This is a genomic window from Sulfitobacter aestuariivivens, from assembly GCF_014763045.1.
In the GTDB taxonomy this organism is placed as follows: Bacteria; Pseudomonadota; Alphaproteobacteria; order Rhodobacterales; family Rhodobacteraceae; genus Sulfitobacter; species Sulfitobacter aestuariivivens.
Genome location: NZ_JACTAG010000002.1, coordinates 797370 through 811188, shown reverse-complemented (window position 1 = coordinate 811188; position 13819 = coordinate 797370). Strand labels below are relative to the sequence as shown.

Sequence of the window (13819 nt, the reverse complement as noted above, 5' to 3'; positions counted from 1 at the left end):
GTCAGTAATCCACGCCGCGCTGGGCTTTGATGCCGGCCTTGAAGGGGTGCTTGACCTCGGACATTTCGGTTACCAGATCGGCGTATTCGCAAAGGGCTGGTTTGGCGTCGCGTCCGGTCAGGATCACGCCTGTGCGGGAATCGCGGGCATCCAGACCAGTAATCACCTCATCGACTGACAGGTATTCATAGCGCATCGCGATGTTGATCTCGTCCAGCACGATCAGATCGTAGTCGCCGCTTTCCATCATCTCGCGGGCCTTGCCAAAAGCGGCCTGTGCGGCTGCGATATCGCGGTCCTTGTCTTGTGTATCCCAGGTAAAGCCTTCGCCCATGGTGTGCCATGTCACCTCACCCAGACGGTCAAAGAACTGCCGTTCACCGGTTTTCCATTTGCCCTTGATGAACTGGACAACGCCGACCTTTTGCTTCCATCCCAGCGCGCGCACGACCACGCCAAAGGCGGAAGATGATTTGCCCTTGCCTGCGCCGGTGTGCACCAGCACCAGACCTTTTTCAGGATCCTGCAATTCAGCCACGCGCGCGCGCTGTTTCGCCTGACGTTCCTGCATTTTTTGTTTGTGGTCTGCTGCGTCTGACATGGGGGGCTCCTTTAGCCGGGGGTGCCGTCGGGGGGCACTTTGCCTTTAGATTTGCTGCGATCCAAGCCCAATTGACGCTCGCGCCAAATGATCAGGATGCCGCCTGCAATGACCAGCGCGGCACCGGCCAGCATGTTGAGGGTGGGGGCTTCGCTGAACACAAACCAGCCGATGGCGGCGGCAAAGATCATTGAGGCATAATCAAAAGGCGCCAGCATGGAAGCAGAACCGAAGCGGTAGGACGAGGTGACCATGATTTGCGCAACGCCGCCGATCAGGCCCGCCGCGATCACCAGCCAAAGCACGGACATGCCGGGATAGGTCCAGGCAAGGACCGGGATGAACAGGCCCAGCGGCAGGGTGATCAGCGACAAGACCGTTGCCGTCATGGAAAAGTAAAAGACGATGGCCGAGGTGGTTTCTGTCTGCACCAGTCGGCGGACGTGGATCTGGACCAGCGCGCGCAGCAGTGCGGCAACAAGAATCATCAGCGCGCCGATGGTGGCGGCATCCGAATACCCGGCCCCGGGGGACAGGCGCGGTGCGATCACGATCATGACCCCGATCAGGCCAAGCGCGACCGCCGACAGGCGAAAGATTCGAACCCGTTCACCCAACAGCAGCGCGGCCAGGATCACGGTAAACATCGGTGTTGCATATCCGATGGCTGTCACCTCGGGCAGCGGTAGCAGGGCGAGCCCGGCAAATGTCAGGGCCATGGCCGTCGTTCCGAACAGCCCGCGCCAGACATGTCCAGCCAGGTTGTTGGGGATCAGCCCGTCGTGCAGATGCCCCGTGCGCCAGAGCCAGCCCATGATGATTGGTATCGCAAAGAGTGATCGGAAGAATACGGCCTGACCGGCTGGCACCTCGTCCGAGGCGGCCTTGATCAGGGCTGCCATCACCATGAAAAGGAAAACCGCGCCAAGCTTGAGAGCGATGGCGCGGCCGGGACGGTGTTGTGTCATCCGATCTGGCATGACGGTGTGATGCGCCCGCCAGATCGAAAGTGCAAGAGACCGTGTCAGTTGATCTGGGCGACGCCCAGGGGGACGTTGAATTTCACGCAGAAGATGTAGATTTCGTTGAAGTTGGCCGGATCAATCCCGGCGGGGACGGTATAGCTTTGCGCACCGGTGTTAGACTGGAGTTTGCCCAGATTGGTGTCGGGGGCGAAGGCGCCGTCCTTGCCGAAGCCAACCCAGGGGTCTGGCGCGCCATCAAGAGAAAAGTTGCTGGCCAGTGTGACGGTATGCGTACCGTCGGCATTTTTGGTCACGGTCACCTCACCGGTGGTGATGTGGTTTGAGGCGCCGACAAAGGTGCCGGATGTATCAGCCAGCGCGCGGGAGACGCCGCTGAAGACGAGGGCGATGCCGAGGAGAACTGCGAAGAGATGTTTCATGGTGGTGCCTTTGCTGGGTTGGGAACTTGTTGGTCTACAATCAAGCTAGGCCAAAAATCCGCTCCGCGCAAAACACGCTTGCGTGAGTTGTGTAACAATCGGTTCCGAACTATATAGAGAGCACAGTAAGGGAGTCGTCATGGCCCGCCCACGTGAGTTTGATACAGATGAAGCGCTTGAACGCGCGATGCAGGTGTTCTGGCAGCACGGCTATCAGGATGCATCGCTGCCTGATCTTCTGGATGGTATGGGTTTGACGCGCGGCAGCCTCTATAAGGCGTTCAAGGACAAGAAGTCGCTGTTTTTGTTGGTGCTCGACCGCTACGAGAGCGCGCAGGTCGATGCGGGTGTCGCGATGCTGACAGATCCTGCGAATGGCGATGGTCGCACACGTGTCCTTGCGCTTTTTGGCGGATTGGTCGCGGCGGTTGCTGCGGGCGATCATCGAGGCTGTCTTTTGTGTACGGCGGCAAGCAGTGCAGCCGCGGATGACGTCGAAATCGCCAGTGCTGTGCACGGTGGACTGGCCAAGCTGCAACAGGGCATTGAGGCGGCGATTGCCGATATCGAGGGCATCGCGCCCGGTGACCGCCTGAGGCTCGCCAACACGTTGCTGACGCAATACATCGGTCTTCGCATGCTCGCACGGTCGCGTTTGCCGATGGGTATCCTGGAGCAGAGCGTGGAGGGCGTGGCCGATATTCTGGACCGCGCCGCGCGCTGATGGCGCTGGAGTGAAGCCTTTACAACAGAGTGCGTCTATGCCGGGATAGATCGGAATGATCGGTGGGCAGGGGCCCATCCGGTGCACCAGATCGGAGAAAGTAATGCGCGCAGCCGTCGTCCGGGACTTCAACGCGGATCTTGCCATTGAAACGGTCGAGGATCCGGCGTGCCCGGACACCGGCGTGGTATTGGAGGTCGCTGCCTGCGGCATCTGCCGCTCAGATCACCACGGCTGGACCGGCAAACATCCCAAGATCGAAAACGGCTCGATCCTGGGGCATGAATATTGTGGCACAGTGGTGGAGGCGGGCCCGAAGGCCACGCACAAGGTCGGTGACCGGCTGATCGCGCCGTTCATTCTGGGATGCGGGACATGCCCGGCGTGCCGAACCGGCGTATCCAACACCTGTGCGGATCAGATCGTCCCGGGGTTCGGTTGGCCGGGGGCCTATGCGCAATATGTGGGCGTGCCGTTTGATCACAATCTTGTTGCCCTGCCGGATGGGATCGCACCTGCCTTGGCAGCGGGTCTGGGATGCCGGGTAACAACTGCGTGGCATGCGCTGACAGACAGGGCTGCGGTGCAGGCGGGTGAATGGGTTGCGGTGCATGGAACGGGGGGCATCGGGTTGGCAGTTCTCTTGCTGGCCAAGATGCTGGGCGCGCGGGTCGTCGTGGTGGACATCGTGGCCGAAAAGCTGACCCACGCCACCGCCCATGGTGCGGATGCCGTGGTGAACGCGGCCGAGGTTGATGCCGCTGCGGCCATTCGCGACATCACCGGCGGTGGCGCGCAGGTGTCGATCGAAGCACTTGGCATTGCGGCGACCACGAATGCGTCGGTCGAGTGTCTGGCCACTTTGGGACGCCATGTGCATGTCGGGATGCCATCAGGCGACGGGATGATGCAGGTCAACATGCGGGCGATTTATACCAAGCAACTGGCGTTTTACGGGACGCGCGGGATGCCGTCATGGAAATATCCCACGTTGCTGGACATGATCGAGCGCGGGCAGGTCGACATCGCGCCCATGGTCGCCCGCACAGTTTCCCTGTCAGGGGCCAGCGCAGAATTGCGTGCGATGGATGGCCCGACACCTCCGGGCACAGCGGTCATCACGGATTTCAACCGTTAGGGTCGGCCGATCACGCCCTGATTTTCACCAACCTGACCGCGGTGCAGCAGCAGGTGGTCGAGGATGACACAGGCCATCATCGCTTCGCCTACGGGCACGGCGCGGATACCGACGCAGGGGTCGTGGCGGCCCTTGGTGATGATTTCTGTCTCTTCGCCAGATTTGGTGATGGTCTTGCGCGTTGTCAGGATGCTTGAGGTTGGTTTGACAGCAAAGCGCACGACAATGTCCTGTCCGGTGCTGATGCCGCCCAGAATGCCGCCCGCATGGTTGGACGAGAATTTGGGCTGGCCGTCATTGCCCATAAAGATCTCGTCCGCATTGAGCTCTCCGGTCAGCATGGCGACAGACATGCCTTCGCCGATCTCGACACCTTTGACGGCGTTGATCGACATCATCGCGGCAGCCAGATCAGTATCAAGCTTCCCATAGACCGGCGCGCCAAGCCCGGCAGGCACACCACGCGCGGTCACCTCGATGATGGCCCCCACGGAGGAACCGGATTTGCGCAACCCGTCGAGATACCCGGCCCAGTCGTCTGCCGCCCTGGCATCCGGCACCCAGAAAGGATTCTGTTCGATCTGGTCCCAGTCAAAGGCATCCCGGTCGATCCGGTGCGGGCCCATCTGAACCATATAGCCGGTGATCCGGACGTCAGGCGCGATGGCTTTGATCGCCTCGCGGGCCAGACCGCCTGCCGCCACCCGCGCAGCTGTTTCACGCGCAGAGGATCGCCCGCCGCCGCGATAATCCCGGATGCCGTATTTCTGGAAATAGGTGATGTCGGCGTGGCCGGGGCGAAACTTGTCCTTGATGTCACCGTAGTCCTTTGACCGCTGATCGGTGTTTTCGATCATCAGCTGGACGGGCGTGCCGGTGGTCACCCCTTCGAAGGTGCCGGACAGGATCTTGACCGCGTCCGCCTCGCGTCGCTGGGTGGTGTACTTGTTCTGCCCCGGTTTGCGCTTGTCCATCCAGTGTTGGATCATGTCTTCGGTGATCGGCACGCCGGGCGGGCACCCGTCGACGGTGGCCCCAAGGGCGGGCCCGTGGCTTTCGCCCCAGGTGGTCACGCGGAAGAGATGGCCGAAGGTGTTGATGGACATAGGCTAAGCTCCTGTTGAAGGAGACCAATAGCTGGGGTGGCGAGGCGGCTCAAGGTTTAGGTTTTCGGGCAAGGGGGAGTGGCGGGTGTGCGGGACAAAGTTGCCGTTGAAGCTGTGCCCTCCAAAAGCCGTGCAGTGACAGACCTTGGGCTGGCGCATCCTGCCATTGCCCGCTGCCACTTAATGGTGGCCAAGCACACTCTAACTCATCAGCGTTGCGCTTGGATTGGCCAAAGCGCCAGACCGGTGGAAGGTCTGGCGCTGCACGGCGGGCTGAAGCCCTCGATTCCGTGCGGGTGGATCAAATCAACGGCTCTCTGCCGCCATACGGTAGTCTACATTCATCACGCACACTGCTGATCGTGGCCAAATTTGCGCTATGCGGGACTTTGCTGCCGTTCGCTGCGCCTGCACCAATAACCGCATGGACAGATGAGGCCAATTCCATCCTGATAGTTGAAACATCAATTCGGGTCTGGCCGATGGCAACCCTCCAGAACAGATTTGGCTAATCTTACACATCCAACGCCTTGATCAAATTAAAGATTTGGCTCCGCATCCAAGCCGCCATTGGGGAGTTGTCGGAGCGCTTGTGCCAGATACAAATAATCAACGCCGGATCAATCTCCATCGGGGGCTCAAACACGCGTATCCCGAATGTATCAGCCACTTTGGACGCAAGTTGCGCGGGCACAAGCGCGATCAGTTCGCTTTCACTCACCGCACGGCAAACGCCGCTGAACACAGGAACAGTCATCGCAACTTGTCGACGTTTGCCAACGCGTGTCAGCGCAGCATCACCCATCGCTGCGAGATTCCCTTCAGGAGAGAACAGAACGTGGTGAAGCGCACAGAAAATATCCATTGGCATCTGCTCCCCATCCTTAAGCCCCTCGATGCCTGGATTGCCTTTGCGTGCGATAACGTGGAATGGCGAATGGAAGAGCGGTTCTCGATTGATCCATTCCGGCAGTACCAAGTCGGGGATCAGCGCAATGTCCGCGCTGCGATGTTCAAGGCTAGCCACATAATCGTGCGGAACCAAATCAACGAGCTGTGCGCGAATATTGGGCGCTGACCTTTGCAGGAGATCACCCAAAGGCGGCATCAGGAGTTCCGCAAAAAAATCGCTGGCGGCAATTCGGAAAGTGCCTTCGGCGGTTTGCGGATCAAAGGTAGCCCGCGGGGCTAGCAAGGCCTCTAGACGTTCGAGTTCCTCGCGCAAACCAATTTCAATTGCGGCTGCATAATCCGTTGCGACCAACCGGTTCCCCTGCCGAACAAAAAGTTGATCGTTCAAGGCGTGGCGCAGACGCGATAGTGCACCGGAGACAGCGGATTGGGACATGGCCATTCGGTCAGCCGCCTTTACCGTTGAGCCTTCGCGAAAGAGAGCGTCAAGCACGCGCAACAGATTGAGATCGAGTGTAGCGAAATTCACCTCGCCGATACCTTATATCAGACTTTACGTTTTGACTGATAGGTTGATCGTGTTATTGTCACCTGTCAATGAAAGCGCTTTCGTTTCAATCCAATACCACGGGAAAGAAACGATGAAAGACCTTGACCAAATCGACGGAGCCATCGAGTGGCTCGGTGTCCAATATAAAACCATCCTGAGCCCCGAACAGACAGGCGGCTCTATGTCCATTGTGGATAGTTGGTCGCCTGCAGGTAGCGGCCCCCCGCGCCATGTGCATCAGAATGAAGACGAGACTTTCGTAATTCTAACAGGGACCTGCAAGTTCTGGCTGGAAGGCGAGGAGTTTACCGCAGGCGTCGGCGAAAGTGTCTTCATCCCGCGAGGCAAAGAACATACCTTCAAAGTAACCAACGACGGTCCTTGCCGCCATCTCTTGATCCTGACCCCCGGCGGGTTCGAGAGCTTCTTTGCCGACATGGCTGCCGGTCAATTCCGGATCCCCGAGGACATGCCAGCCATCGAGGAAAGTGCCACGCGGCACAACATGGCCTTCACCGGCCCCCCGCTGGACTGATCACATGAGCCAAAAACACATCGTTTATCACATCCCCGTTTGCCCTTTTTCACAACGCCTCGAAATCCTGCTGGCTCTGCGGGACCTGACGGATGCCGTAGAATTTCGAGTTGTTGACATCACCAAGCCACGCGACCCGGATTTACTGGCCAAGACCAGAGGCACCACCGCCTTGCCGGTGCTGGAAACCAGTGACGGGTGTATTCTGAAGGAAAGCCTCGTCATCCTGCGCTATCTCGACGAGGTGTTACCAGGGGGCCAGTTGCGTCGGCGCGATCCGGTCGAACACGCCATTGAGTCGATGCTGATTGCCCGCGAAGGCGCGTTCACTATGGCAGGTTATCTCTTTGTCATGAACCAGGACCCTGCGCAGCGGGACGCGCATCTGGACAAGATGTTGGGGCTGTATCGGGACATCAATGATTTTCTTGGTCATCAGAACCCGGCTGGTCCCTACCTGTTCGAGGACTACGGTCTGGCGGAGGCTGTCTTCACCCCCATGTTCAAGCGGTTTTGGTTTCTTGACTACTATGAAGGGTTCAAACTTCCTGAGGGCCAAGACTATGACCGCGTTCGTGCGTGGCGTGACGCATGCATTGCACATCCCGCAACGAAGCAGGTGACCGAGGAAGAGATCGTCAAACTCTACTACGACTATGCGCTAGGGGCAGGAAATGGTGCTTTGCCAGACGGGCGCAGCGTTTCAAGCTTCGCCTTGGAGCCGCCATGGCAATCAAGACCCATGCCCCCAAGGGAGAAATATGCGGGAACAGCCACCGACAAGGAACTAGGCCTCGTCGCCTGACCATCGCGCCAGAAACCAGAACCGGACATTCATGCGCCGCGCAGCATTGGGCAAGTTGGGCTCAAATCCGCCGTCTTCCGCACCGCAGCAGATCCAAATTACCTCCGCCCACCCCAAGCCCAGGCGCACCAGACATCACCCGACAAGCAGCGCAGATGGCCGGTTCCTAACGCTTCTTAACCTTCCTCACCGCACGCCCTGTTAACCGCGACCTTCACCGCCTGAATACCGACGCAATACCGACGTGATACCGACGTTATACCGATGCCAAAAACCCCAGCCACACAGGCGTTAACCTCTGAGTTGCAGACCAATCCCGAAAACCACCGACCGCGCCGTTAAGGGATGTCGTCCTTCCCGCCCGCTTTCTCCTTGCCAATCCACCGCCCACCGCTTAGGTCAATACCCACCTCGGGGGGCACATCCTGTGCTGAGATAGCGAAAGCTGACCCGTCGAACCTGAACCGGTTAACACCGGCGGAGGGAAGGTCGGACACCCATCCATCCTTTTTCCCTTTCGCCGCTAAAGGAGGATGCGATGAAGTATCTTGCACTTGGCGCGGCAACTTTTTTGATTGCCCAAACCGCCCCGCCGTCAGCGGCCTACGCTGAGACACCAGAACTTACGGTCTATACCTACGACAGCTTCGTCGCTGAATGGGGCCCCGGACCCCAGATCGAAGCGGCGTTCGAGGAAACCTGCGGCTGTGATCTGAAGTTTGTCGGCATGGGCGATGGCGCGGCCCTGCTGGCACGGCTCAAGCTGGAAGGCGCCCGATCTGAGGCTGACGTTGTTTTGGGGCTGGATACCAGCCTCATCGCGGCGGCCAAGGACACAGGGCTTTTCACCGAAACACAGGTCAGTGCAGATTATGCACTGCCCATCGAATGGACGGACAGCACTTTTGCGCCCTACGACTGGGGGTACTTTGCCTTTGTGCACAACACCGATCTGACCCCGCCGGCCACCTTCAAGGCGCTGGCAGCGAGCGACCTCAAGATCGTCATTCAGGACCCGCGATCCTCGACCCCTGGCCTGGGGCTGCTGATGTGGGTCAAGGATGCCTATGGCGATGAGGCAGAGAGCATCTGGGCAGGCCTGGCGGACAATATCGTCACAGTGACAAAAGGCTGGTCCGAGGCCTATGGCCTGTTTCTGGAGGGCGAGGCCGACATGGTGCTGAGCTATACCACCTCACCGGCCTATCACATCATTGCCGAAGAGGATGACAGCAAGGCAGCCGCCGTGTTTGACGAAGGTCATTACATGCAGATTGAGGTCGCCGGGCGTCTTGCCGGATCTGATCAACCGGAGCTGGCAGCGGATTTCCTTAACTTCATGGTCAGCGATGCGGCGCAATCGATCCTGCCGACAACCAACTGGATGTATCCTGCGGTGATGCCGTCGGGTGGTTTGCCGGAAGGTTTCGAGGCGCTGGTCAAGCCAGAGAAGGCCCGGCTTGTCGACAGCGCGTTGGTGCCTGCCATCCGGGACGAGGCGCTGGAAGAGTGGCTGGCCGCGCTGTCTCGCTAAGTTCGAAAACGGGGATCGGCGCCGCGGCTCTGGTCGTGGTGCTGATCCTTGGTGCGCTGCTCGCGGTGCTGTCGCGTGCCGAAGTGGGCAGCGGCCTGGGGCGCGCCGATTGGGCGGCGATCCGGTTTACGGTCTGGCAGGCGTTTCTGTCGGCCCTGATATCTACGGTATTGGCGATCCCGGTGGCGCGTGCCCTTGCACGGCGACGGTTTCCGGGGCGCGGGCTGCTGGTGACGCTGCTGGGGGCGCCGTTCATTCTGCCGGTCATTGTGGCTGTGCTGGGCCTGTTGACGGTCTTTGGTCGCGGTGGCTGGGTCAATCAGGGGTTGGACGCGCTGGGCTTGCCAACGCTTTCCATTTACGGGCTGCATGGTGTCGTGCTGGCGCATGTATTTTTCAATCTACCTCTCGCCACGCGGCTGATACTGCAGGGTTGGCACAGTATCCCGGCAGAGCGGTTTCGTCTGGCTGCCCAGTTGCGCCTGACGCCGCGCGCGACCTTTCGCACGCTGGAATGGCCGATGTTGCGGCAGGTGGTGCCGGGGATCGCGGCACTGATCTTTGTCATTTGCCTGACGAGTTTTGCCGTGGCTCTAACCCTTGGGGGTGGCCCGCGCGCGACGACGATTGAACTGGCAATATATCAGGCGTTCAGGTTCGATTTCGATCTCAGTCGCGCGGCGCTTTTGTCGGTAGTCCAACTGATAGTGGCGGGCGGTGCAGCGGTGGTGGCGTTGTGGATCATACCGCAGGTCAGCATCGGGGGCGGCTTGGACCGCCCGGTGCAGCGTTGGGATGCAAGGCGCGGCTTGCAAAGGGCGATGGATGCGGGGGTGATTGCCTTGGCCGCCGCTTTCCTGTTGCTTCCCTTGGCTGCGGTTGTCTGGCGCGGGGTGAACGGTTTGCCGCTGCTGCCGGTCTCAGTCTGGCAGGCCGCGGGCATGTCGGTTTTTGTCGCCGTGATCAGCGTTGGTGTTCTTCTTGCGTTGGCGCTGCCGATGGCGGGCTGGATCGCGACCCGGCGTGCAGGCGGGGTAGAAGCAATTGGGCTTCTTGGATTGTCTGCCTCACCGCTCATGATCGGCACAGGCTGGTTCATCCTGGTCAATCCGGTGATCAATCCGGCCGATGTGGCCTTGCCCGTGACCGCGCTGGTCAATGCGATGATGGCCTTGCCGTTCTGTCTGCGGATTATCGTGCCGCGACTGCGCGAGACGGTGCAGGATTACGGGCGGCTGGCGCAGACATTGGGGGTCACCGGGTGGCCGCTGTGGCGTATTGTGATCCTGCCGCGCATGCGGGGCCAATTGGGGTTCGCAACCGGCCTGACGGCGGCGCTGAGCATCGGCGATCTTGGGGTCATCACGCTTTTTGCAGATCAGGAGCGGGTGACATTGCCGTTGCAGATGTATCGCTTGATGGGCTCTTACCAGATGGACGCGGCAGCGGGTGCCGCGCTTTTGCTGTTGGTTCTGGCATTGGGGGTGTTCTGGTTGTGCGACAAAGGAGGGCGCGGAGATGCTGAGGCTTGAAAACGCACAGGTGAAGCAAGGTCGTTTTGCGATGTCTGCAGACATCGCACTAGAGCGGGGTCAGAAGTACGCCGTGATCGGCCCCTCAGGCGCGGGCAAGTCGACGCTGTTGAATGCGTTATGCGGGTTTGTGCCCTTGGCCACCGGTCGGCTGATCTGGAACGAGGATGATATCACGCAGGCGGCGCCCGGTGCCCGGCCGATGACGATGCTGTTTCAGGACAACAATCTTTTCCCGCATCTGACTGTTGCGCAGAATGTGGGGCTGGGCCTGCGCCCTGACCTGAAAGTCAGTAAGCGCGATCTGGACAAGGTTAATGACGCTTTGCAGCGGGTGGGTTTGCTGGATCAGGCGGACAAACGGCCTGGGGCCCTGTCGGGTGGTCAGCAAAGCCGTGCCGCCCTGGCGCGGGTTCTCGTACAGGCACGTGAATGGGTGCTGCTGGATGAACCCTTTGCGGCGCTGGGTCCGGCCCTCAGGGCAGAGATGCTTGATCTGGTGCAGGATTTGGTTGCCGAAACTAGGGCTGGACTGATCATGGTTACCCATGCACCTGAAGATGTGCGCCGGATCGCGGATCAGGTGATTTTTGTCGCGGAGGGTCGTGCCCATGCGCCCGAACCGGCAGCGGCGCTGATGGACAACCCGCCGCCGGCGTTAAGGGAATACCTTGGCGCCGGGTGACAAGACTTTTGAAAAGTCTTGCAAATTTCTTGCAAGAAATTTTCCCTGTCAGGCGGCCATTGCGTTGGTAGTTGCAATCCCGAGCACGGCCTTGGCCGCTTCTTCGCCCTTGGTGACGAAATGCGCGCGATAGATGGCGTTGTGGTGGTCTGTTTCCTGATAGTGATGTGGTGTCAGTGAGACCGACAGCACAGGCACGTTGGTGTCCAGCCCTACGCGCATCAGCCCGTCGACCACAGCGCTGGCAACAAAGTCATGTCGGTAGATGCCGCCATCGACCACAAATGCAGCACAGATCACAGCATCATAGCGCCCTGTCCGGGCAAGTCTTTGCGCCATCAGGGGCATCTCGAACGCGCCCGGCACGTCAACGACGTCGATTTGATCTATCGGAACGACCGAGGCGAACCCTTCAAGGGCGCGGTCAACGATATCCGCATGCCATTGTGCTTTGACAAAGGCGAAGCGGGCGGAAGCTTTGTGTGTCATTTCTGATCTCCTTTAGGTCACACATGTCCACCCAAGGCGATCACAGGTCTGCCTGCCCGTATAAGGGGCAGGCTACCTGCATTCTCTTTCATCCGGACTATGACCGTCGGCTCCGGTATTTCACCGGATCTGCTGGCACCTCACTGGACTGATCACTGAGGCCGCTCGCGGGCTTGTGGAACTGGGCCCACTTACCGCCGGTGGGGAATTTCGCCCCGCCCTGAGAATGATCTGACGTTGCCAATCCCCGGCAGTTTCTGCAATAGCAAAATGGCGCCCCCGCAAAGGATAACGTGATGCACCCCAACCCCATCTTTCATGACGCGCAAGCCACCCGAAACCTTGATTTCGCGCGTGAGCGTGGCTTTGGTGTGCTGGCCGTGAACGGGGCTCAGATGCCGATGCTGAGCCATGTGCCGTTTCTGCTGAATACGGCAGGCGACGTGGCAGAGTTGCATCTGGTGCGGTCGAACCCGATTTCGCGGGCATGTCGTAACCCTTTGCCTGCCAGGATCGCCGTTTCTGGCGGGGACACGTATGTATCGCCCGATTGGTACGAGGTGCCAGATCAGGTGCCCACGTGGAACTACGTCGCAGTCCATCTTGATGGTTTGCTGGAGCGTCTGCCGCAGGACGACCTGCGCCCTCTGCTGGACCGCCAGTCTGCCTTTTATGAAACCCGGTTGGAGCCGAAATCCCCCTGGACCACAGCCAAGATGACGCCGGATGTCATGGAAAAGATGATGCGCATGATCGTGCCCTACCGGATGCGGATCACCGGCGTTGATGGGACCTGGAAGCTGAGCCAGAACAAGCCCGACGAGGTCCGCGTGAGGGCGGCGCAACACGCGGCGGCCTATGGGTTTGGCAGTGAGACTGATGTGATTGCGGCCCAAATGCTGGGCGCCGGTGGCGCCAAGTAGCGACCTGTGACCAATCGCGCCGGAGCGCACTGCGTGGTTATGGTTGCATCGGACATTTCAGATCGCGATAGTCCAAAGGACCTTGAAAGGACGCCGTCGCATGAAACTTATCCATTCGCCCATGTCGCCGTATGTGCGCAAAATCCATGTCATGCTGCATGAGCTTGGCAAGACCGATGCGGTTGAACTGCACGAGGTGCAGACCACTGCGTTTCAGTCCGATGACGCGCTGGTTGCCACCAACCCGCTGGGCAAAATCCCCGCGTTGCAGCGTGACGATGGTATCACCCTTTATGACAGCCGGGTGATTTCGACCTTTCTGAATGAAACCTATCAAGGCGGTCTGTACCCTCAGGGCGGGCGCAAATGGGAAACACTGGTGTTGGAGGCGACCGGCGATGGCATCATGGATAGCACCGTGTCGATGTCCTATGAGATGCGCCTTCGACCGGAAAACGAGCAATCGCCGAAGTGGATCGAGGCGCAGTGGGAAAAGGCCAGCCGGGCTATTGGTGTGATCAACAGCCGCTGGATGAGCCATCTGCACGGGCCGCTTGATATGGCGCAGATCTCTGTCGCCTGTGCCTTGTCTTATGCCAATTTCCGGCATGGCGCGCGACAATGGCAAACCGGGAACACTGCTCTTGCAGAATGGCACGGAAAATTCGAATCGCGCCCCTCCATGCAGGCCACAAAGCCCCCGGAGGTCTGACCAATCCCTGATTTCACACCGGGCATCGACGAATTGAGGCCCTTTGTGGCCCCCCTGCGCGTCTTTGACATCTGGACGGGCGGGGCGCATCGGGCTAGATAGCGCTGAAACAAGAGTGGCGTGCGTGCGCGCCGCGAAAATATCCGATGGCCCGATACGCGGCCAAGA

15 protein-coding genes and 2 riboswitches are annotated in these 13819 nt (G+C 59.7%); of the genes, 9 read left to right on the top strand and 6 right to left on the bottom strand.

Translation table 11 applies throughout. The annotated features are described in order from the left end of the window. Position 1 precedes the first annotated feature (1 nt). From cobO to H9Q16_RS13770, 3 genes are read right to left on the bottom strand one after another with little or no spacing between them, the layout of a single operon-like run. On the bottom strand, positions 2-601 hold the full coding sequence (gene cobO, locus H9Q16_RS13780; protein ID WP_191076002.1) for a cob(I)yrinic acid a,c-diamide adenosyltransferase: 600 nt from the start codon (positions 599-601) through the stop codon (positions 2-4). An 11-nt stretch (positions 602-612) separates the two neighbouring features. Further along, on the bottom strand, positions 613-1581 hold the full coding sequence (locus tag H9Q16_RS13775; protein ID WP_191076001.1) for a DMT family transporter: 969 nt from the start codon (positions 1579-1581) through the stop codon (positions 613-615). 44 nt (positions 1582-1625) lie between these two features. Further along, on the bottom strand, positions 1626-2006 hold the full coding sequence (locus H9Q16_RS13770) for a DM13 domain-containing protein (RefSeq protein ID WP_191076000.1): 381 nt from the start codon (positions 2004-2006) through the stop codon (positions 1626-1628). 139 nt (positions 2007-2145) lie between these two features. Between H9Q16_RS13770 and H9Q16_RS13765 the strand changes: the two genes are divergently transcribed. Further along, entirely contained in the window at positions 2146-2730 is a 585-nt protein-coding gene (locus H9Q16_RS13765; RefSeq protein WP_191075999.1) for a TetR/AcrR family transcriptional regulator, read from the top strand. 103 nt (positions 2731-2833) lie between these two features. Continuing rightward, entirely contained in the window at positions 2834-3868 is a 1035-nt protein-coding gene (locus H9Q16_RS13760; protein ID WP_191075998.1) for a zinc-binding dehydrogenase, read from the top strand. On the opposite strand, the gene aroC is transcribed toward H9Q16_RS13760, so the two are convergent. Both aroC and H9Q16_RS13750 read right to left on the bottom strand, forming a co-directional pair. Then, positions 3865-4974 carry a chorismate synthase gene (aroC, locus tag H9Q16_RS13755; RefSeq protein WP_191075997.1) on the bottom strand — a complete coding sequence of 370 codons (1110 nt, stop codon included), beginning with the start codon at positions 4972-4974 and terminating at the stop codon, positions 3865-3867. The two genes, H9Q16_RS13760 and aroC, sit on opposite strands and share 4 nt — an antisense overlap. 514 nt (positions 4975-5488) lie before the next feature. Further along, on the bottom strand, positions 5489-6415 hold the full coding sequence (locus tag H9Q16_RS13750) for a LysR substrate-binding domain-containing protein (protein WP_191075996.1): 927 nt from the start codon (positions 6413-6415) through the stop codon (positions 5489-5491). A gap of 112 nt (positions 6416-6527) precedes the next feature. Between H9Q16_RS13750 and H9Q16_RS13745 the strand changes: the two genes are divergently transcribed. The 5 genes from H9Q16_RS13745 (at position 6528) to H9Q16_RS13725 (ending at position 11527) form a co-directional block, all read left to right on the top strand. Next, complete coding sequence (locus tag H9Q16_RS13745) at positions 6528-6971, top strand: cupin domain-containing protein (RefSeq protein ID WP_191075995.1); 444 nt, start codon at positions 6528-6530, stop codon at positions 6969-6971. A gap of 4 nt (positions 6972-6975) precedes the next feature. Beyond that, entirely contained in the window at positions 6976-7776 is an 801-nt protein-coding gene (locus H9Q16_RS13740; RefSeq protein ID WP_191075994.1) for a glutathione S-transferase family protein, read from the top strand. Positions 7777-8178: 402 nt separating this feature from the next. Continuing rightward, positions 8179-8279: riboswitch (TPP riboswitch) on the top strand. A 35-nt stretch (positions 8280-8314) separates the two neighbouring features. Further along, complete coding sequence (gene thiB / locus H9Q16_RS13735) at positions 8315-9310, top strand: thiamine ABC transporter substrate binding subunit (RefSeq protein ID WP_191075993.1); 996 nt, start codon at positions 8315-8317, stop codon at positions 9308-9310. After that, positions 9286-10842, top strand: coding sequence for an ABC transporter permease family protein (locus tag H9Q16_RS13730; protein WP_191075992.1), 1557 nt, complete (start codon positions 9286-9288; stop codon positions 10840-10842). The genes thiB and H9Q16_RS13730 overlap by 25 nt, the downstream gene beginning before the upstream one ends. After that, the gene (locus H9Q16_RS13725) at positions 10829-11527 is read left to right on the top strand and encodes a thiamine ABC transporter ATP-binding protein (RefSeq protein WP_191075991.1); all 699 of its coding nucleotides are present in this window, start codon (positions 10829-10831) and stop codon (positions 11525-11527) included. Before H9Q16_RS13730 ends, H9Q16_RS13725 begins: the two co-directional genes overlap by 14 nt. Before the next feature lie 48 nt (positions 11528-11575). Here the strand turns inward: H9Q16_RS13725 and H9Q16_RS13720 are convergent, their stop codons facing one another. Continuing rightward, positions 11576-12016 (bottom strand): 6,7-dimethyl-8-ribityllumazine synthase, encoded by a 441-nt coding sequence (locus tag H9Q16_RS13720; protein ID WP_191075990.1) that lies wholly within the window; start codon positions 12014-12016, stop codon positions 11576-11578. 76 nt (positions 12017-12092) lie between these two features. Continuing rightward, positions 12093-12248: riboswitch (FMN riboswitch) on the bottom strand. 64 nt (positions 12249-12312) lie between these two features. Here H9Q16_RS13720 and H9Q16_RS13715 point away from each other — a divergent pair. Continuing rightward, positions 12313-12939 carry an FMN-binding negative transcriptional regulator gene (locus H9Q16_RS13715; RefSeq protein ID WP_191075989.1) on the top strand — a complete coding sequence of 209 codons (627 nt, stop codon included), beginning with the start codon at positions 12313-12315 and terminating at the stop codon, positions 12937-12939. A 100-nt stretch (positions 12940-13039) separates the two neighbouring features. Further along, complete coding sequence (locus tag H9Q16_RS13710) at positions 13040-13651, top strand: glutathione S-transferase (RefSeq protein WP_191075988.1); 612 nt, start codon at positions 13040-13042, stop codon at positions 13649-13651. The last annotated feature ends 168 nt before the right edge of the window (positions 13652-13819 follow it).